Genomic DNA, 19912 nt, shown 5'->3' with positions numbered 1-19912 from the left:
AGGCGCTCGGCCTCTGGGTTGCAGACGCCACGCGGACAAGCCTGACGGAGCGCCTGCTCGCGGCCCGACGGTGTCATCGCGCGGTAGCGCTGGACCCGCGGGTCACGTGGCGGCGCGGTCGCGGTTGGCCGTGTCGGTGTGGTCGGCCCGACCGCGATCCGGGCGCTTGAAGCCGAGGCTGACGCCACCGAAGCCGGCGGAGCCGCTGCGGTCTGCTGCTGCACTAGGGGGCGCGCTCTCGGCGACCGGCGCGGCACCATCACGGCCGTGGCCACCGCGAAGGAGAGCGAGCCCGCCGTCAAAAGCGCGGCCACGACCGCGCATCCAGTACCTATGGCCCGATCGCCGTCCCCCATGGGCGGCAGTCTACAACTGATCGGACGGCGGCGGTGCGAGCGCCAGATGCGCGTCGCTCCTAGCACCAAACGGCAGTCGGTCGCCTCCCGATGCTGGTAGCCTGGTTGCATGGGGGACGACAACCCGACGCGCTGCGAGCGGTGCGACATGCGGGCGCCGGAAGGGCAGACCTACTGCGACGCGTGTCAGCGGGTGCGGCGCGCCGAGGCGACCGCCGACGAATCGGGCTGGGGCGGGCTCACGTTCATCCAGAAGACTGGCGTCATACTCCTGCTGTCCGCGATGTTCGCGTTCATCGTCTCTGGAGCGTTCGACGACCTCTCGCCGCCGGACAGCAGTCACCGCCCGAACCCGGACGCGGATGTCTTCGCCAGGACCGTGCGCGCGAACCAGGCGCGTCGTGAGGAGCAGGAACGAGAGCAGCGAGAGCGCGAGCGGAAGCAGGAGAAGGCGCGCCTTGCGGCCATCGAAGCGGCCAGGCCACCGGCGGAGCGCGCCGCCCTCGCGATCGAGGCCCTCACGAGCGACGGCCGTGACGCGAAGGAGGCCTACTGCCGCGCCCGTGAGCTGCTCGACCCGATCGAGCCCAAGGACAGAGGCGCCGCGGACGTCCGCAGGGCGCTGTCGCTGGTGAAGGTGACGGAGGCTCGTGTGCTGCAGGCTGAGCGCGCGGCCTTCGAGCAGACGCGCGGGCTGATGTGCAGGGACGGGACGATGAGCCCCACCTGCCGCTGCCATGGGCCGCACCGCGGGTGCTGCTCCCATCACCGCGGCGTTGCTGGCTGTGAGCCGCTGCCAACGGAGGTCTCCTGCGCCCACATGCACCCCCCCATCGAATAGTTACCAGGGGGTTCCGGGCGGGGACCTAGCGACTTTTTCGCGCACGACCCCAAGCGTGCTCAGCGTTTATGCGGCACTGCATAGAACGGTGTGCCAAAATGCCCCAGTGCGCAGCGAAGGCAGCGTGATGTTGCAGCGGGCCGCGGGGACGCAGTGGGAGAAGGCGCGGAAGCTCGGGGTGAACCAGGGCACCGTGTTGCGGTGGGAGTTGGGCATGTCCCGCCCTCGCGGCTTCGAGGACCGGGACGCCTGCCGGCGCGTGTACGGCATCCCGTTCGAGGCCAGGATGCGAGCCGCGCCGAGCAGCGACGCGGCCGCGATGGCAACCGCATAATCGTCCGCGGCGCGTCGATTATGCCCTAATGCATAGATAGACGCTTCACGCTCCGAGCGTGACGTATGACCGCTGCACCATCTGCCGGCTTCCAGAGGCGAAGCGATCGGCGATCGAGGCAGCGCACTCCACGGCTCTCGCTGCCGCGAACCCGGACGAGGCTCTGCTCGACCTGGCTTCGGAGCACCGGGTCTCGCGGCTCACGCTGCAGCGGCACCGGAAGCACGCGCGCGCCGGCCAGGTGGAGCGGGCCGAGAAGAGCCCCGATGAGCCAACGCCGCTCAAGCCCGCTCCGAAGCGGGTGCGGGTCCGCCCCGTCGAGCCCGCTGCAGTGGAGGCCGACACGGCGCCGCCGTCGGACGATGCGCCCGGCCAGATGCTGCCCGACAGCTCGCTCGAGCGCGTATCGCTCATGGCCGACAAGGCCCTTCGGAACGCCATCGAGGCGGCGGCGGACCCGGATGTGACCCCGGCGGGTCTCCAGGAGATCCAGGCCGAGTCGCGGCAATGGGAGGCGCTCCGGGCGAAGTTGCGCGGTGACGCGGGGAAGATCCCGCCGCAGCACGACCCCGACCGGGCGAGCTGCCGGGCAAAACGATCTCGGCGGCCAGCGGGGGTGAGAAGACCTCCGCGCGGAGCCGCTCGAGCACGCGCCCGGTCGGCTCCGGACGGTGCACCGGATCCGGCCGGCGCGGACGCTTCACGTCGGCAACATAGTACCGGGTGCGCCATCGGACGACATTGACGTCCTGAAGCCGAGCCGCGGCAGGCCAGGGGGCAGGCGTCGAGGGATTCCTAAGAAGGAGTCGCCGGCCATCGCACCCGCCGGATCCGTCCTCGTACGCGGGAGGTGCGTGTCCTGCCTGGTACGGTGATTGCGCCATTGCGGGCTGCGTCTGTGATGGACCACAGGAGGCCAGATCACTGGTAATGTAGAGACACTGCGCGCGCCTGGGGCCGCATCTCCGGGGGGGAGCACCTTGCGAAGCCACGACATCCATCTGCTTGGCAAGCAGATCGTGGCATCGCGCCGAGCTCCACCCCCCTCTGGCGCGCGGATCAACTTGCGCGATCCGAAGGTGGCTTGTCCTCCTACTCCATGAGCACCCCTACGACACGGCCTGGCCAAGGCCAGGGCCAAGGGAGTCGACCTCCTATGCAGATCTGGATCGACCCGGAGCGCCAGGTGCTGGCGAAGAGCGCCGCGAAGGCGCTCAAGGACAACGCCGTGCACAACCGCAGCGGCCTCCCGCCGTTCCGGTTGTCGCAGGTCGCGCAGCAGATCCTGGACGAGCTGTTCTCTTTCCTCGCCACCGGCGACGCGGCGCCGGTCCTGTCGCTCGGGCGCAAGCTCGGGCAGCAGGGGCTCGGGCTGCGCGCCCTCCTCGGGCTGAGCCGCGCGCTCCTGCGCGAGGTGCTGGCGCGCCTGCCCGATAACGCGCCCGAAGCGCTGGAGCAGGTGGCGCGCGTGAACGACTATCTGACCTTGCTCGTGGACGCGGTGGCGGAGCACGAGAACAGCGCGATCGGCGTCCAGCGCGACGAGATGCAGCTCGCGCTCGAGCGCGCCATCCAGAACCGCGAGCGCGAGCTGCGGCGCGTGATCCTCGAGCTCTCGACGCCGATCATGCCCGTCCACGACCACATCCTCGTGCTGCCGCTCATCGGCAAGCTCGACGCCGAGCGGGCGGGCAGGATCACCGAGTCGCTGCTGCGCGAGGTGGTGGACCGCCAGGCGCGCACCGCCATCATCGACGTGACCGGCGTGCCGTCGATGGACGCGGAGGCCGTCGCCGCGCTCGTGCGCACCGCGCGCGCGCTCGACCTCCTCGGCGCCCACCCGGTGCTGGTCGGCATCCGCCCGGAGGCCGCCCGCGCGCTGACCGACCAGGGCATGCCCCTCGCGGGCATCGTCGTCCTGGCCAACCTTCAAAGCGGCATCGTCCACGCGCTGCGGCGGGAAGGGCTCGACGTGTGCGGCAGCCCGCTCCCGCAGCGCGGGGCTGCTCGCTCGTACCGCGGCCGCTGAAGGGGCGCGCCGCGCGCTCGCTCTAGGAGGGAACCATGGAGATCGACATCACCAAGCCGCACGTCGGCCGGGTTTATGACTACGTTCTCGGCGGGCACCACAACTACGACGTCGATCGCCGCGCGGCCGCGGCGATCATGAACCTCGTACCAACCTATCCGAAATGGGCGAAGCTCAACCGCTGGTTCATCCAGCTCGTGGGACAGCGATGGTCCGAGGCGGGCATCACGAACGTGCTCGATTTCGCCTCGGGGCTGCCGACGCAGGGCCACCTCAACGACTACCTGCCCGAGGCGCGCATCCTGTTTTCGGACATCGATCCCGTGAGCGTGATCTACGGCGAGCAGCTCCTCGCGGACAAGCCGAACATGCGCTACGTCCAGGCCGATGTTCGAGAGCCGTCGTCGCTCCTGGCCGCGGCGGCGCAGTTCTTCGGCGCAGAGCGTCGCGTCGCGGTGGGGTGCATCGGCATCGCGTACATGATGGACGATGAGCGCTTGAGCGACCTCCTGCGGAGGGTGCACGCGTTTTGCGCCCCTGGCAGCGTGCTGGCCCTCAGCTTCATCGAGGCGCGCGCTGTCGCCGCAGCGCACCAGCTGAACGGCGCCGCGGCCCTCGCCGGGGTCCAGGTCTACCCGCGCACGCCCGAGGAGATCGCGGCGCTCATGAAGCCATGGAAGGTGCGTGAGTGCCGGCCCCTCGTGGAGTGGCTCGATCTCGACAACTTCCTGACCCGGGAAGAGTACGAGTCGAGCCCGTTCGACATGCTGGGCTTGATCGCGCACCACTGAGGTGCCCTCGCGCTCCCACCACCCATCCATGCGCCCGCGCCCTCGGCACCGCTCATCCCCGCAAAATCGCCCCCTTCACGCGTCCCGCGGCAATCCTCGACCCGCCCCCCTTTTACCCCCGTAGGCCCGAGGAGGGAGGTGGCGGTGCACGGCGCCTGGGGGATGGGCCGATGTCTGAGCACGCGCCCTGGGCCTTACCCGCAGGGTAAGGTTCAGGGCGCGTGCGAGTTCGGCGGGGCCCCCAGGCGCCGTGCACCGCCACCTCCCTCCTCGGGCCGGTCTTTCTCGACGAGGATGGCCTTGGCCGCGCTCGCCCTCGCCGCCCCGCTCGCCACCGTCGCGTGGTCGACCACCCAGTGCGCGTCCAGGAGGTCCAGGTAGTCGAGATCGAGCTGCCCCCCCGACGGCAGCATGAACACCGCCGAGATGTGCGCGTGGCTCTGCACCGCCTGCACCATCTCCCGCGGGATGTAGAGCGCCGCGTGCGTGAACAGGTGCACCACCGGCGTGCGCGGATCGTGGTGCCGCGTCAGATCGAGGTCCGTCGCGAGCTCGGCGAACACGCGCGCCGGGTTCCTGCCGCGCTCCCCCTTGAACGACAAGAGGTGCGCCGTGGGGAGCTGGCCGTTCTTCGCGCGGTAGAGCTCGTAGAGCCGCGCGTCGAAGAAGCGGAACGCCACGTCCTCGCCCTCGAGCAGCAGCCGCTTGCCCGTGGCGATCGCCATCCCGCGGGCGAACGTCTGGCGATCGCCGCGCATCGAGGCCGACGCGTCGATGAGGAGGTAGTGGATGCGCCGCTGCTCGTCCCGGCTCTGCTCCCGCGCGAAATACAGCACCTCGTTGTCGGCGATCCGGCGCGCGAGCTCCACGTCGTCCCACGCGAGCTCCGTCAGCACCATGCTGTCGATCGAGCCGCGCGTGCCGAGCCCCGAGTAGCCGTGCGCCGCCGACGTGCCCGCCGCCGGGCGCGTCTTCGTCTCGAGCACGCTCGGCAGGATCTCCAGCGAGAAGTTCACGATGTCGTTCGCCTCGGGCGACGAGAGCGCCGCGAGCAGGTCGACCTGGGCGAGCGCCCCGGCCGACGCCTCCGAGCCCAGCATGCCGAACAGGCGCAGCGTCTCGACGTCGAGCGCGTCCGACATCGTGAGCACGTACAGCCGCGACATGTCGAGCGCCTCCAGCGCCCGCTGCTCGAACTCGCGCCGCGCCGACAGGAACAGGCCGCGCAGCTGCGGCTCGATCCCCTCGAAGAGCGCCGCGTCCGCCGGGAGCATCGCGCGGTAGGCCGGCGCCGCGTGGGTGCGCGCCGCGACCGCGCCGAAGAGCCGCGAGAGCACCACCGTGACCAGATCGTCGCTCATCCGGAGCTGCGCCGCGCAGCGCGCGGCCTCGCTCTCGGCGAGCTCCCGGAGCATCGACCGGTACCCGTCCAGGATGCGCTCCGCGTCGCGCAGCCGGCCCGCGAGCTCCCTCGCGTCGCAGCGCGGGCCGATCTCGAGCTGCTCGCGCGGCGTCGAGAAGAGCAGGCCCGCGTCGTGCACCATCGCGAACGGCAGCACCACCCCGAGCCGCTCGAGGCTCTGGTGCCAGCGGATCGCGCGCAGCGCGAGCGACGAGCTCAGCGGGCGGACCTGCGAGAACGCGAGCGTGCCGAGCGGGCCGGCGATCGAGGGGTTGGCGAGCTGCGAGGCGGGGACCGGCACGGCTACAGGTTCGTGACGCAGCGGAAGCCGATGCCCGGCGCGCTCGCCGTCGCGAGCTGGTGGAAGCGGAACGCCGGGTTCAGCCAGAGCAGGACGCCGCCGTTGTAGCCGCCGCCCCGGATCGCCTTTTTATCGCCGGCCGGCGCCCCCTTCGGGTTCACCTGCTCCTCGTCCTTGTAGGTCTCGAACCAGTCCGCGGTCCACTCCCAGACGTTGCCGACGACGTCGTGGGCGCCGAACCTCGTCTTGCCCTTCGGGAACGAGCCGACCGGCGCCGTGCCGTAGAAGCCGTCGTCGGCGTCGTACATGCGCGTGCTCGGCGTGAGCCCGTGCGCCTTCTCCCACGCGGTGCACTCGATGCCGCACGCGTTCATGAAGGTCTTGTCGCCGGGCTCGTCGCCCCAGGGGAACTTGCGCCCGTCGGAGCCGCGCGCCGCGTACTCCCACTCGGCCTCGGTCGGCAGGCGCTTGCCGTGGACCTCGCAGTACGCGTCCGCGAGGCTCCACGGCACGCAGTTGATCGGGTGCTTCTCGAGCCCCGGCTTGCCGAAGGTGCAGTGCTCGGCGAGGACCGTGAGCGCCTTCTGGTGCTCGGCGTCGGACACCCCGTCCGCCTTCGGGTAGTCGGGCGTGGTCGGTGGCCGCTTGCACTCGCCCTTGTCCGAGCACGCCTTGTAGTCGCCCGCGGTCACCTCGTGGATGTCGATGCAGAAGGTGTCGAGCGTCACCTTGTGCGCCGGCTGCCACAGCTTGAAGCCCGGCTCGTCGGAGCCCATGAAGAACTTGCCGCCGGGCACGAGCACCATGCCGGAGGGGCACTCGGTCCGCCGCGCGGGGACCGCGGCCGCGGCGGTCGCGGCGCTCGCCGTCGCGACGGCCGTGGCGGACGCGGTGGCCACCGGAGCGACCGGCGGCGCCTCCGGCGCGGGCGGCTCGGAGCGGAGCAGGCCCCAGACGAGCGCGCCGCCGGCCGCGAGCGCGAGCGCGGCGCCGCCGAGCGCCAGCGCGCCCGAAGGCCTCGGCGCCGCCGCCGACCGCTGCGTCGCCGCGTCGTTCGCGGTGCCGCCCGTGCTGCTCGTGTCGACGGCGACCGACGTCGGCTTGGCCGAGGCGGCGGGCCCCGGCGCCGTCGCGGGCGCCGCCAGCGTCGCCGCGACCTGCGGATAGGACAGCCGCGGGGCGGAGGACATGCGCGGGGCGGAGCCGCGGGCCGCCTGTGCCCCGGAGGTGGGCGCGGGCGCGCCGTTGCCCGTGGCGACGGCCCAGGCCGGATCGTCCGGGAAGACGGCCCGGCGCAGCGCCGCCCAGAAGCGGCCCATGGTGGGGAACCGATCCGCCGGCGCGACGGCGAGCGCCTTCTCGAAGACCGCCTCGACCTCGTCGCTGACGGTGAGCCCCAGGGTGCGCGGGGTCGGCCGGCGCGACGGATCGCGGCTCGCGACGGCGAGCTGGAGGTAGTCGTCGCCCTGCAGCGCCGGCGCTCCGCCGAGCATCGCCTCGATCATGATGAGCGCCATCGCGAAGACGTCGGTCCAGGGCCCGGTCGCGCCGTGGGTGCGGCTGAACTGCTCGGGCGCGCCGTAGCTCGGGGTGAACGCGGTGATGTCCTTGCCGGTGTGGGCGAGCGCCGTCGCCGCCGCCGCGTGCTCGGCCATCACCTTGGCGATGCCGAAATCGAGCACCTTCACGAAGGTCGCGGCGTCGCGCGGCGGGCCGATGACGAACAGGTTCGCCGGCTTGATGTCGCGGTGCGCGATGCCGCGCGAGTGCGCGAGCTCGAGCGCGACCGCCGCCGACTCGAGCAGCGCGATGGTCGCGAGCAGATCGCGCGGCGGCGCGCCCCGGGTCGTCTCCTCGTAGAGGACCTGGTCGAGCGGCTTGCCGTCGAGCCACTCGAGGACCATGTAGGGCAGCCACTGCCCGTCCGGCGCGTTGAAGGTGCCGATGTCGCGCGCCTGGACGATCGCGGCCGAGCGGCTGGAGAGCTCGGCCATGAGCTTGCCCTCCTGGATGAACGCCTGGAGCAGCTGCTCGCGCTGCTCGGTCGGCGCGTCCGCGAGGAGGGTGAAGCACTTGAGGGCGACGGGCTGCTTCCAGATGACGTGCTCGGCCCTATAGACGACGCTGAAGCCGCCCTCGCCGACGGCGTGATCGACCCTGTACTTGTCGGCGATCAGGCTTCCGGCGATGTTGAGCGGATCGCGGCGGTCCGAGTTCTGGCTCATGAGATCCCTGCGCACCGCGGCGGGGCGCCGATCGGAGCGCCTCGTGCGTGCGTCGGGGTCATCTTAGTGGCCCGGCGGCGGCAGGTTGGAACTCTTTCGCGCGGTCGGGCGTCCGCGCCGCCCCCGGCGCCCGCCCTCCGCCGCCGCGCCCCGGCGGGCGCCGCCGGCCGCCCCCGGCGGGCGCCGCCGGCCGCCCCCGGCGGGCGCCGCCGGCCGCCCCCGGCGCCCCAGGTGTCCGGTATGACGGATGTCGCCGCTCCCGTGTCCTGGCGCACAGTCGTCGGCTTTTGAGCGCTATTGTCGAAGATTCAGGATGTGTTGACAGATGCCGTTGTCCGTTATATTGGACGTCGGCACGGTGGCTCTCCGCTGGCGTGGCTGATCTCAGCTGGGCGCTCGCGGCGGCGGTCTGGCGTCTGCGCGTGTGGCGCGAAGCGCAGGCCGCGGGGCGCGAGGGGCCGCCGTCGGCGAGGGCGTGGTGCGCCTTCGCGCCGGCGGCGCGTGCCGCCGGGCGCGCAGCACAGGGTCTGATCCGAGGACAGGACGCTTGAAATCGATCCATCGAAAGAAGTCGCACACGGTCCGCGCGGCGGCGGCGCTCTCGCTCTTCGCCGCCGCGCTCCCCCTCCAGGCGTCTGCGCAGGCGCCCGCGGCGCCCCCGCCGGCCCCGGCGCCCGCGCCGCCGCCCCCGGCGCCGCCGGCGCCGCAGGAGATCGGGGCGGCGGAGGGCGTCGAGCCGCTGAGTCGCCGGGTCGCGGAGCTCGAGCGGCAGCAGCGCGCGTTGCTGGAGCGCCTCGACGCGGAGCGCCGGGCGGCGGCCGAGAAGGAGGCCGCCGCCGCGCCGAAGGACAAGGGCGGCGACGTCAAGGTCACGGCCGCTCCTGGAAAGGGCTTCACCGTCAGGACGGCGGACGACACCTTCTCGTCCACGATCCGGGCCCGCGTGCAGATCCGCGAGACGTTCACGCACACCGCGGAGGACGACACGCACGAGATCAACGTGAGGACGGTGCGCCTCACGACGAGCGGCCATTTCGTCTCGCCCGATCTCAAGTACAACGTGCAGCTCGCCTTCGGCGGCAACGACTTCGAGAAGGACAGCCCCTCTCCCATCTTCGACGCCTTCGTCGAGCACACGGGGATCCGCGATCTCAACGTGCGTGTCGGCCAGTTCCTCGCCCCGTTCAACCGGGCGCGGACCCTGCGCGAGGTCTCCATCCAGCAGACCGAACGCCCGATCGCCGTCCGCGAGTTCAACCTCGATCGCGACGTCGGCTTGATGCTCTCGTCGCCCGATCTCTTCGGCCTGGGAGGCAGGCTGCAGTACAACCTCTTCCTCGGCGGCGGCGAGGGGCGCAACCGCTTCGGCGCCCAGAAGCACGGCCCGCTCGCGGTGGCGCGGCTCGCCGTCCGCCCGTTCGGCGCGTTCGACGACGATCAGGACGGCGACCTCTCTCGCGAGGCGAAGCCCCGGCTCGCGGTGGGCGTCACGGGCGCTTACAACCATCAGACCAACCGCCAGCACAGCACCTTCGGCACGACGCTCTCGCTCGGCGCGGCCGACTACCTGCACGGCGCGGCCGATCTCATCTTCAAATACGCGGGCTTCTCGCTCGCGGCCGAGGCCGTCGTGCGCCACGCCGCGCGGGACTCCTTCGAAGGCGAGGTCGACGGCGCGGTCGTGCGGGAGTGGACCCGGTCGGGTTACGGCTACTTCGCCCAGGCGGGTTACCTGCTGACCGACCACGTCGAGGTCGCCGCGCGCTGGGACCAGATCTTCGCGCAGCGCGGCACCGATCCGAAGCTCGTCGATCTCGTCGACGCGCAGGGCAAGCAGGTCGGCGGCGGGCTCAATGTGTACCTGAACGGCTATGCGCTGAAGCTCCAGGGCGACTATTTCTACATCTTCGGCAAGGACGCCTCCGAGGGCCGCCACGTCGCTCGGCTCCAGCTCGACGCGAGCTTCTGAGGGGGAGGGGGCGCCGGAGGGCAGCGTTCACGCTCGAGCCATGAGCCCCGGTGCACGCGGCCTGGCCGGCCTCTGGCCTGCCTTGGCCGGCCAGGCCTGGCGTGCCGAGCCTGGCCAGAAACATGCGCGGCGCGGTGGAGAGCACGGGTCTCCGAGGTGCCGCGCGTGGCTTCGTTCTTGCCATGGCGCTCCTCCCCGGCGCGATCGATTGCGCCGTTTCAGGGAAGGAGTTCACCATGGCTCGTTCATTCACCTCCCAGGACCTCGTCGCTCTCCCCCGTCTCAATGCTGCCGAGTCGGTCGTGCTCGCCACGGAGCTCATCACGGTCGCCGACGCCAGGGAGCGGCAGCTCAGGCCGAAGAAGCTCCCGGAGGCGATCGGGCGGTCCAAGGGCCGCCTCGCCGCCGCCGTCGCCACGCTCGAGGCGCTCACCCGGCCGCAAGGGGGCGATCCGGTGGAGACGAAGACCAAGCCGAAGGCCGATCGCCTCCTCGACAACGCGTGGAGCGGGACGTTCGACTGGCTCGGAGGGTGGTGCAAGCTTCCGCCGGAGCGGAACCCGAGCCTCGATGAGGCGAAGGAGCTGTTCAAGCTCCTTTACCCGGACGGCCTCTCGTTTACCCGGCTCCCGTACAAGCTCGAATGGAAGGAGTCGAAGGCGCGCCTCGACGCGATCCGGGGCGCGCGGCACGAAAGGACGTTCAAGAAGCTGGGCGGCGAGGCGTTCCTCGCTCACCTGGAGGAGGCGCACGAGGCCTACGGCCGGGCCCTGCACATCACCGCGCCGAAGCCCGAGAGCGCGCCGACGGGCGACGTGCGCGCCGCGTTCCTGGCGACGCTCGCCGCCCTCCGCGACTACGCGGCCAGGGTCGCCGCGCACGCGGATCCCGACGTGCCCGGCAGCGAGGAGGTCAGCGCGGCGCTGCTCGCGCCGCTGGCGGCGTGGGAGTCGCGGCCCGCTGGATCGAGCAGCGAGGCCGGCGACGACACCGAGGCGCCCTCCGCGCCCGCCGCGCCGCCGGAAGCGGAAGAGGAGCCCCTGGCCCATCCGGCGTGAGTCGAGCATGTGGCTGTGATGTTGCTAACGTTGTCGTAAAAAGACAAGCGCTCTTCACAAGATACGTCTCCGCGGACCAGGACGCATTGGGGTCGCGGGCGAGCGCGCTGGTCGTGGTTGCGTTTGCCTGAAACGCGACCACCCCGCTCCAACTGCGACTACTTCGCCGTAAGCGCTAACCGCGCCGGAAGTCGCGCGTCTCCTCGGCGCGCAGCATCCGCGCCCTCGCGGCGGCAGCGAACCCGGCGGGCGCGTTGCCTGCCGCTTCCGCGCGTTCAGCGAAGTTCACAAGCGCCTCCCACTCCCACCTGCTCGCGTGGAAGGGGTTACGGTTCAGAAAGCATCCGAGGTTGTGGTAGTACCTCGCGCCCGGCTCCTGGCCCGACGGCCCGTTGTTCGCGAACCGCTGCGCTGCTTCGACGTCGGCGAGCCTGGCCAAGCCGGCCGTGTATGTGCGCTCGGCCCGCTCCTCCAGCACGGCCTGCTCGCGGTCCTTCTCTTCTCGCGACTTTCGAGCCATCGCGATCGATGGTGCCACGGCCTTACCGACAGTGCTAGCGGGCATGCCTGGTTCGCTCGTAGCAGTGGATCACCCTGTCGGCGCAGACCGGGCCGGTCCGGCAGCTCCCCGGTGGCAAGGGATGGCTCCGGCTCGTCTCGGGTGGCTCTGCGCCGTCGGCACCTGCCGCCCCGCAGCCCGCCGTCCGCGGCGCCTGCCCTGTGGCTTCTCCGCCGGCCCTCGCGGCCCGCCGCAGCACCCGCCAGGTCGGCCGCTGTCGAGCCAGCTGCACCCGCGCCGGAGCCTTCTCGTCAGCTCGACCTGTTCGCGTGGCGGCCGAAGCAGCGGACGCCCGTGCAGTTGAGCCTGTCCGGCGACCTGCGGGACGGCGCGGAGTAGGACGCCGGCCGCCTGGCGCCCGGGCGGTCGGCTCGCCCCAGACCTCCATTGCTGTCACGATTCGGCGCTTCATCGCCGATTATTCCAGGCTAGAATACGCAGTGACGGGTCGAGGTGGCGAGCGCGCTCATGTCACGCGAGCGCTCACGGCCGCGTGGCCCGCGGCTCGCATTCGCGAAGGACGATGAGGATCGCTACGATCATCGCCGCCGTGTTCATGTCGTCCTGCGTGGTCCAGTCAGTGGACGAGATCGCGGAACCGGGAGAGGCAGAAGAGCCGATAGATGAAGACGCTGATGCGGCAGTCGAGCCGCGCCTCAAGCAGGCGTGCTTGCTCGCCGGCAAGCGACAGAGTTCTCGTGAGATGTTTTGTCGTTTCGCGTGCCCAAGGGGGCTCAAGAAGCAGTGCTGGGCCGCCGCGAATCAGGGCGGTCGGGAATGGACGAACTTCTGCACCAACAACTTCCGCTGACGCCAGCGCTGCCCTATCTACCGGGCATGCACGACGGAAACGTGGTAGCCTCAAGACATCTGGACTTCACGCCGAATGACGGAACCTTCACGCGCAAGGTTCGCATCCTGCTCAGCAGGCCACACAGTCCCGTTCATCGAGAGAATGAATGGATCGTTGATATCGAGATTGAGGAGTCGTTCAAGGCTCCGGTTCTCGACCACGCGATTGGCTCCGATCCGTTCCAGGCGCTGTTCCTGGCGATGTGCAAGGTGGGCGACTTGCTCAAGCCGTGGCGCGACGCGGGTGAGCTCAAATGGGGCGACAGCGCCGACCTTGGTCTGCCGTCACTGATCCACCCGACGATATAACCCTGCTTGACCGTTCAGCAATCCGCCCACTGAACGCCAACCGGGCGCTGCCGAACGGGCGGGGCTTCCTCCGGCTGGTCGGGAGCGCGCCGGCTGCGCCCCCCCACCGGGTGGCCCCTCCGGAGCCGGAGCCCACGCCACCGTCACCTCCGCCCGCGCCGGAGTCGAGGGGGATGGTGCAGCTGAGCCTGTTCGACATACAGGGGCGTCGCCGAGGCTACGCACAGCTAATCGTCTGTCGCTGGCAGCGCACATTCAACGAACGCATTGACGACGAAATCCGCGCCAGGGCCTGGTCGGTATAGGACGGCACCGCCGACGAATCGGTCGATGGAGTCCCCCAACAACTCAAGCGTGTTGATGGTCTCTGCGTTCATATATTGTGGACCGTCGCGTAAAGAATCTTGCGTCCCCTTGACGCGAAAAGCCTTGGTCCACGACGGAACATCCACCACCGTGCCGCCGTGCAACCGCAGCCGGATAAGCGGCGCGCCCTTGGGGCGGATGTCGACTCGCGACAGTCCTCCTTTTACCTTGAAGTCGTTGCCTTTTCGATGGTGCGAGATCGTCTCCAGGAGCTCGCTGGCCGCATGATCGAAAGTTTGCGCTATGGCTATGTAGCCTCTTATTGCCTGAGAGGTGCCCGTTGGGATCGCCTGCGTCATCGTGATCTCGACCAGCGTTCCATGTAGTACACTGCTTCCCATAACGGCGAGCGCTTCATAATTGCCATCTGGCAACCTTACGGTCATATCAGCTTCGGCGGTTACATGATTGAACAGCATCCGGTGCCTCCTCCTCTTTCCGCAGCGGCGCGGGACAGTGCGTCCGCGCAGCCCTGACATCGTTCCTGCGCACGACGGCGCAACGTCTCAAGCTCGTAGCGGCTCTTGTTCATCCGATTTTCGCTCGCACGGCATCGCGTTCCGGTCAAGGCAGCGGTGCGTGATAATCCTCCGCCATGTGCTGCGCTGAGTTCGGCTCGGCGGCGCTGGCCGAGGTGCCCGGGAGCCTCCGAGGCCAAAGCGCTCCGCCCGTCCGAGCCGGCCGTCGGGGACTGCCGAACGGACGGGGCGCCTCCAGCGCGCCGGCTGCGCCTGTGGCCCCTGCGCCGCCCGTAGCGGGCAAGCCGGAGCCGAGCCCCCGCCGTCAGAGCCGCCGCCCGCGCCGGGCCGCGGAGGATGGTGCAGCTGTCGTCACCCGGACCTCCCGCAGGTGGGCATGTCGGACTCCGGGGATTCGGGGTTCGGCCACGCTGCCCGGGGTGTTACCAGCACCCGCGGGCAGCACTACTTCCGCCGGAGCCCACGGCCCGGAATCCAACTGCGACCACCTCGATCACCCAGAGGGGGCAAACGCGACCGCTGCCGGCGCGCTCGCGGGAGGACCAGGACGCATCGTGGTCGCGGGCGAGCGCGGTCGCGACGGACCAGAACATGTTGTGGTCGCGGGCGAGCGCGGTCGCGGGGGGACCAGAACTTGTTGTGGTCGCGGGCGAGCGTGGTCGCGAGGGGACCAGAACGCGTTGTGGTCGCGGGCGAGCCGGGTCGCGATGGACCAGGATGCGTCCTGGTGGCGCGGCGAGCCGGGTCGCGATGGACCAGGATGCGCTCGGCGGAAGGCGGACCGGCGTCGCGGTGGCTCGAGACAGGTCGTGGCTGCCTCCTGCACACGCGACGAACGCTTCCTGCGTCGGCCTGAATTTTCTCGTTTTGTGGGGCGTTTGATGAAGATTCTCGGCGATTGACGCTGCGCGTACAGCATGCGTACCGTGGCTTCGTGCGTCATGTCGCTCTGGCGGGTAGGGCTCGGGGCCGGCGTTCTCTTGCGCTCCTCGTGCTGGGCCTGGTGGGCGTGAGCGGCGTCTCGGGGTGCCTGTACCTGGGGAATCACTGCTGGGAAGAGCAGACGTGCGACGAACCCCCGCCGGCGCTGCCGCCGCCTCCGCCGGATCCGTGCGACGGAGAGCTCGGCGCCGCGCCGCCGCTGGACGAGTGCGGGGTGTTCGTCAGCGCGTCGTCGGGCGACGACGCGAGCCCTGGCACGAAGAGCGCGCCGGTGAGGACCCTGAAGCACGCGATCGGGCTCGCCGCGCACGGACGAGGCGACGGGGAGCCGCCGACCCGGCGCGTGTACGCGTGCGGCGAGACCTTCGAGGAGGAGATCGCGCTGCCTTCCGGGGTCGACCTCTGGGGCGCCCGTCGCTGTGGGGACGGCGGCGACTGGTCGTACGCGTGGTCGGTCGTCGGGCCCGATGAGCGGACCACGATCGCTCCGCCCGCGGGGATCCCGGTGCGGGTCCTCGGGGGCGAGGACGCGACGTCGACGATCTTCGGGGTGCACGTCATGGCGGCGGACGCCTCGGCGCGCGACGGCAAATCGTCGATCGCGATGATCTTGAGCCAGGAGGCCAGGGCGATCGTGCGGGAGAGCGCGATCGTCGCGGGCAACGGCGAGGACGGGGAGCCGGGCGAGGACGCGCCCAGCGAGCGGGCCAGGGACGGCGTGGTGGGGAACGACGGCGCGGACGCGTGCACCGCGGACATCGCCGTGGGGGCCCTGCCGGTCGTGACCGTGTGCGACGACGGCATCGAGTCCGTGGGCGGAGCCGGGGGCGACGGCGGGCTTGATTCAGGGCGCGACGGAGCGGCCGGGCAGCCCGCGCCGGCGGAGAATCCCGAGGGCTATGGCCATCCAGGAGGCGGTGCGGGCAGCCTGCCGTGCTCACCGGGGGAAGCGGGCATGAAGGGCGTCGACCGGGAGCGCGCTGCCGGCGCCGCCGGCACCGGCTACCTCGGCATCGATGGCTGGACCGGCGTCCGGGGCGAGGATGGGAAGAGAGGCGGCGTCGGCCAAGGGGGGGGCGGCGGTGGCGGCAGCAAGGCGCGGGGGAACATGGTCGCGTGCGATGTGGGCAGGCCCCAGGGCGGCGCGGCCGGCGGCTCGGGCGGGAGCGGCGGCTGCGGGGGGAAGGGCGGCAAGGGGGGCGGCTACGGCGGAACGAGCATCGGTATCGTCGCGCTGTACGGCAGCGCGGTGACGCTCGTGGCGACGGAGGTCACTGCGGGCAACGGCGGCAACGGCGGCGTCGGCGGAACGGGCCAAGCGGGGGGCGTGGGTTGGCAAGGCGGTCACGGTGGCAAGGTCAATGGTGGCAATGGGCACCTGTGGCCCGCGTGCCCCGGCGGGTTTGGAGGCGACGGCGGTCGCGGGGGCGATGCCGGGGGCGGCCTCGGCGGTTCCTCCTACGGCGTCGCGTCCGCCGGCGCCTCGGTGACCTTCGGACCGGGGGCCACGGTACACCTGGGGCACGCCGGCGACGGGGGGCCCGGAGGCAATGCAGCTCCCGGCGAAACAGGCGGCAAGGGCGGCACTGGCGATTCCATGCCCTACCGCCAGTTCGATGTGCCCGATCCGGGACCGCCGCGTTGAAGGGCCCCCTGTGCACCATGCGCCGTCGAGGGAGAACCATGAACATGCCCCGAGCGACCTGTCCGTTGCTTGTCTTCCCGCTCCTCGTGGCCGGATGCAGCACCGCGCCCGACGCCGTCGACCCCGGCGGAGCGCCGTGCGACGGCGCCGCCTCGTGCCACGATGAGGCGCCGCCGGAGTCGTTCTGCCTCGAGCGTCTCGCCGCCGATGTGCTGGAGGACGGGTGCGGCGTGTTCGTGGCTGGCCTCTTCGGCAGCGGCGACGATGCGAACCCCGGCACGCGGGAGAAGCCGCTGCGCACGCTCCAGCGCGGCATCGAGCTCGCGCGCACCGGGCGAGGCCGTGTGTTCGCATGTTACGACGGCTTCTTCGGTCCTATCGCGTTGCCCTCCGGCGTGGATCTCCTCGGAGGGTACGACTGCATCAACGGTTGGGGGCGCCTCGCCGGCGTGCGCACCATCGTTCAGCACGAGGAGGTGAGCAGGCGCCACGAGTTCGTCCTCACCGTGGAACCGGCAAGCGCGGGGGACTCGGGCGCAGCGGACGGGATCTCGACGATCGCCGACGTGGATTTCTTCGCGCAAAGCCCGATTGCCATCATGGTTCGATCCGACACCGCGGTGGAGCTCACCCGGAGCTGGATTCGCTCCTACTATGGAATCGGGGGCGAACCCGGAGAGGGGTGGCCTGGGCTCAATCGAGCCCCCGATGGCGCGCACGGGAAGTACGGCGGCGACGCGTGCTCGGCGGAGACCGTGGCCGGCGGGCCTGCCATCGTGAACCCTTGCGACGGCGGGCTCCCGAGCGTCAGCGGCAAGGGCGGGGACGGGCTTCCCAGCGGCGCCGAGGACGGGGGCGACGGCGCGCCCCGTCCGATGTCGGCTCCCGCGTACTCAGGCGGCGGCGGAGCCGGGGACCCGCCGGGCATGGGGTGCCACAACGGGCACTTCGGCAGCTACGGCACGCCGGGCACCGCCGGTGCGCCGGGCAAAGGCATCGGGCGCATCACCGAGACAGGGTGGGAGGGCGACCGAGGCGGCGACGGCACCCGGGGCATGCCGGGCCAGGGCGGCGGCGGGGGCGGCGGCCGGCGGGGGGGGCTCAGCGCGTGCGGCGTGGCGTCCAGGGGAGGCGCGGGGGGCGGATCGGGCGGGGCTGGCGGCTGCGGCGGCCGAGGGGGACGAGGGGGCGGCAACGGCCATCCGAGCATCGGCATCGTCGCGCTCCAGGCTCGGCTCGCCGTGCGCGACATCACGATCGAGACGAACGACGCCGGCCCGGGCGGCGAGGGGGGCCGGCCGGAGCGAGGCGGCAGACCCGGCCGAGGCGCGCCGGGCGGCGCGGTGGGCGATGGCACGTACGGCTGTGAGGGGGGCAACGGGGGCGACGGGGGCGACGGGGGCTATGGCGGCCCCGGCCGCGGCGCCGACTCGATCGGCATCGCCTACATCGACGAGGACCAGCTCACGGTGGAGGGCGTCACCTTCCTGCTGGGGCCGCCGGGCAAGGGCGGCATCAGCTGGGACTGGGAGGGCAACATGTTCTCGGGCGAGGACGGCGCCGCTGTCGAGACGCTTCGCTTCCCTGAATAGTCCGGGCTCGCGTTCGAGAGCCGGCGGGCGTCCTCCCCTGTGCGGGGGGCATGCTCGCCATCGGGCGGAGCTCCGATGAAGCGCGCGTGACGTAGCAGGAACAGCCATCTGTGCTCGCCGCGAGGGAGCCCGGGGAGCGTCGAGCACTGGACGAGCGAGAGTTGCTCGAAGCGCTCGGCCCGGACATGGCAAGAAGGCGAGCCCGAGGTGCGGAAGGCCTCCGCGACAAGGCTTTTTCGTCCAGCGGGGCAGGAATCCCCGCGCCCGGACGGGCAGGTGAATTTCTTCCAATACGTCTTCGGCGCGATCCTCTAGAAAGCTGGCATCCGCCGTTCCCCGGGAGCGGTGCAGCTCGATGCGAGCACGAAGGAGCGCGACGATGACGAAGAGCAAGGTCCCCCCCGTCCCCGAAGGTCAGACGTGCTTTCCTTACCTGACGGCGCGGAGCGCCGCGGAGGCCATCGATTTCTACAAGCGCGCTCTCGGCGCACGCGAGGAATTTCGCGTCACGATGCCCGATGGGCGGATCGGCCACGTCGAGCTGTCGATCGGTCGAGCCCGGTTCTACCTGTCGGACGAGTATCCCGATCTCGGCGCCGTCAGCCCCGCGACGCTGGGGGGCACCAGCGCGAGCGTGATCGTCTACGTGGAGGACGTCGACGCGCTCGCCGCGCAGGCCGCCGCGGCGGGCGCGACGATCGAGCGCCCGCCGCGGGACACGCCGTTCGGGGACAGGATGGCCTGGCTCCGCGATCCGCACGGCCATCGCTGGGGGCTCGCGAGCCGCATCGAGGCGATCTCTCCGGAGGAGATGCAGAAGCGCCTCTCGGCGACGTAGCTCCGCGTGGAGGAGGTCCGAAGAGCCAGAGAGATGAACCAAGGAGGCACAGAGGGCACAGAGGGAGGGGAATGAAAGCTCTCTCCCTCATTCTCGGTGTCCTCTGCGCGTCGGTGGTTCAAATTCTTCTCCTTCACGGAGCCAGGAACGTCAGGGGCATCGAGCCGCGGTGTACTCGCCGTTGGCGTCGAAACGGTCGGTCTCGGTGCCGCTCAGCCGGACCACGACGTTGGCGGCGTCGATGCTCACGATCTCCAGCGTGCCGGACGTGAAGATGCCGCCGATCCGCGAGCAGTCGCCGTCGCCCCTGTCAGGGTCGTTTACATGATAAAGCGATATCAGATGAAAATTCTCATCGCTGAAATCGATGACGCCGGGCACCTGCAGCGTAGGGGGAATACGGAAGCTCACGCGCCAGTCGCCGCATTCGAGCGCCGCGTTCGGAGCCGCGCAGGAACGCGCCGGCGCGCCGAGGATGACGAAGAGATCGTTCGGATCGTAGGGAGGCCCGCCGCCCGTGGCGGAGCTGCTATAGGGATCATCCGGCCGCTCGGGGAGCTGACTCCCGAGGAGCGCGATCGCGCCCGCCGTCGCCGACTCGGCGCCGCCCCCGGTGCCGGAGTTACCGCCGCCCCCGACCGGCGAGCCGCCCCCGGTGCCGGAGTTACCGCCGCCCCCGACCGGCGAGCCGCCCCCGGTGCTGGAGTTACCGCCGCCCCCGACCGGCGATCCGCCCCCGGTGCTGGAGTTGCCGCCGCCCCCGACCGGCGAGCCGCCCCCGGTGCTGGAGTTACCGCCGGCGCCGCCGCTGCCGGTCCCGTTGGCGTCATCATCGGGCCCTGCCGCATGACCGCTGTCGTCGCCGACCTCCACGAAGGCGGTGCAGCCGGCGCCGAAGGTCTGGAGCATCATCAGCCCAAAGAACAATGAAATGGATGTGTTCGCGAGGCGTCGCATTCCTGTCTCCCCGGGCCCGTTCGCGCAGCCCGTTGTCATCCCCCTGCCCTTCATGGCCGCGTGGGCG

17 protein-coding genes and 1 pseudogene are annotated in these 19912 nt (G+C 71.0%); 13 read left to right on the top strand and 5 right to left on the bottom strand.

All coding sequences use genetic code 11. The features are described from left to right. Positions 1-465 precede the first annotated feature (465 nt). The 5 genes from WME98_RS07750 (at position 466) to WME98_RS07730 (ending at position 4351) form a co-directional block, all read left to right on the top strand. A complete protein-coding gene (locus WME98_RS07750) occupies positions 466-1197 on the top strand; it encodes a hypothetical protein (RefSeq protein WP_437950699.1) in 732 nt (243 codons plus the stop codon). A 127-nt stretch (positions 1198-1324) separates the two neighbouring features. Next, on the top strand, positions 1325-1531 hold the full coding sequence (locus tag WME98_RS07745; protein ID WP_437950698.1) for a hypothetical protein: 207 nt from the start codon (positions 1325-1327) through the stop codon (positions 1529-1531). A 58-nt stretch (positions 1532-1589) separates the two neighbouring features. Further along, entirely contained in the window at positions 1590-2276 is a 687-nt protein-coding gene (locus WME98_RS07740) for a hypothetical protein (protein ID WP_437950697.1), read from the top strand. A 411-nt stretch (positions 2277-2687) separates the two neighbouring features. Further along, a complete protein-coding gene (locus WME98_RS07735; RefSeq protein WP_437950696.1) occupies positions 2688-3560 on the top strand; it encodes an STAS domain-containing protein in 873 nt (290 codons plus the stop codon). 35 nt (positions 3561-3595) lie between these two features. Next, positions 3596-4351, top strand: coding sequence for an SAM-dependent methyltransferase (locus tag WME98_RS07730; RefSeq protein ID WP_437950695.1), 756 nt, complete (start codon positions 3596-3598; stop codon positions 4349-4351). A gap of 212 nt (positions 4352-4563) precedes the next feature. On the opposite strand, the gene WME98_RS07725 is transcribed toward WME98_RS07730, so the two are convergent. After that, positions 4564-6054, bottom strand: a complete 1491-nt coding sequence (locus tag WME98_RS07725) for a hypothetical protein (protein WP_020739085.1) — start codon at positions 6052-6054, stop codon at positions 4564-4566. 2 nt (positions 6055-6056) lie between these two features. Then, the gene (locus WME98_RS07720) at positions 6057-8279 is read right to left on the bottom strand and encodes an SUMF1/EgtB/PvdO family nonheme iron enzyme (protein WP_437950694.1); all 2223 of its coding nucleotides are present in this window, start codon (positions 8277-8279) and stop codon (positions 6057-6059) included. 547 nt (positions 8280-8826) lie between these two features. On the opposite strand from WME98_RS07720, the gene WME98_RS07715 reads away from it, so the two are divergent. Together WME98_RS07715 and WME98_RS07710 are read left to right on the top strand one after the other, a co-directional pair. After that, positions 8827-10248 carry a porin gene (locus tag WME98_RS07715; RefSeq protein ID WP_437950693.1) on the top strand — a complete coding sequence of 474 codons (1422 nt, stop codon included), beginning with the start codon at positions 8827-8829 and terminating at the stop codon, positions 10246-10248. Positions 10249-10484: 236 nt separating this feature from the next. Next, positions 10485-11306, top strand: a complete 822-nt coding sequence (locus WME98_RS07710) for a hypothetical protein (protein ID WP_437950692.1) — start codon at positions 10485-10487, stop codon at positions 11304-11306. A 175-nt stretch (positions 11307-11481) separates the two neighbouring features. Here the strand turns inward: WME98_RS07710 and WME98_RS07705 are convergent, their stop codons facing one another. Beyond that, complete coding sequence (locus WME98_RS07705; RefSeq protein ID WP_437950691.1) at positions 11482-11826, bottom strand: hypothetical protein; 345 nt, start codon at positions 11824-11826, stop codon at positions 11482-11484. Between the two features lie 562 nt (positions 11827-12388). Here WME98_RS07705 and WME98_RS07700 point away from each other — a divergent pair. From WME98_RS07700 to WME98_RS07690, 3 genes and pseudogenes are all read left to right on the top strand, one after another. Then, positions 12389-12676, top strand: a complete 288-nt coding sequence (locus WME98_RS07700; RefSeq protein ID WP_061629061.1) for a hypothetical protein — start codon at positions 12389-12391, stop codon at positions 12674-12676. Then, positions 12643-13026: a DUF6968 family protein gene (locus WME98_RS07695; RefSeq protein ID WP_437950690.1), complete on the top strand. Its 384-nt coding sequence runs from the start codon at positions 12643-12645 to the stop codon at positions 13024-13026. Before WME98_RS07700 ends, WME98_RS07695 begins: the two co-directional genes overlap by 34 nt. Next, positions 13005-13226 (top strand): annotated as a pseudogene (locus WME98_RS07690) (IS1 family transposase); the annotation flags it as partial. The gene WME98_RS07695 and the pseudogene WME98_RS07690, both read left to right, overlap by 22 nt. Positions 13227-13253: 27 nt before the next feature. On the opposite strand, the gene WME98_RS07685 reads toward WME98_RS07690, so the two are convergent. Further along, complete coding sequence (locus WME98_RS07685) at positions 13254-13811, bottom strand: hypothetical protein (protein WP_437950689.1); 558 nt, start codon at positions 13809-13811, stop codon at positions 13254-13256. A 1051-nt stretch (positions 13812-14862) separates the two neighbouring features. Here WME98_RS07685 and WME98_RS07680 point away from each other — a divergent pair. From WME98_RS07680 to WME98_RS07670, 3 genes are all read left to right on the top strand, one after another. Beyond that, positions 14863-16458, top strand: a complete 1596-nt coding sequence (locus WME98_RS07680) for a hypothetical protein (RefSeq protein WP_437950688.1) — start codon at positions 14863-14865, stop codon at positions 16456-16458. A 38-nt stretch (positions 16459-16496) separates the two neighbouring features. Then, positions 16497-18050, top strand: coding sequence for a hypothetical protein (locus tag WME98_RS07675; protein WP_437950687.1), 1554 nt, complete (start codon positions 16497-16499; stop codon positions 18048-18050). Positions 18051-18429: 379 nt separating this feature from the next. Beyond that, positions 18430-18888: a VOC family protein gene (locus WME98_RS07670; protein WP_437950686.1), complete on the top strand. Its 459-nt coding sequence runs from the start codon at positions 18430-18432 to the stop codon at positions 18886-18888. Positions 18889-19038: 150 nt separating this feature from the next. Here WME98_RS07670 and WME98_RS07665 read toward each other — a convergent pair whose 3' ends face one another. After that, positions 19039-19800: a hypothetical protein gene (locus tag WME98_RS07665; RefSeq protein ID WP_437950685.1), complete on the bottom strand. Its 762-nt coding sequence runs from the start codon at positions 19798-19800 to the stop codon at positions 19039-19041. Between the last annotated feature and the right edge of the window lie 112 nt (positions 19801-19912).

The organism is Sorangium sp. So ce296, assembly GCF_051529605.1.
Lineage (GTDB): Bacteria > Myxococcota_A > Polyangia > Polyangiales > Polyangiaceae > Sorangium > Sorangium cellulosum_D.
Note: the sequence above shows the minus strand (reverse complement) of the source record. Positions and strands in the feature narration are given on the sequence as shown.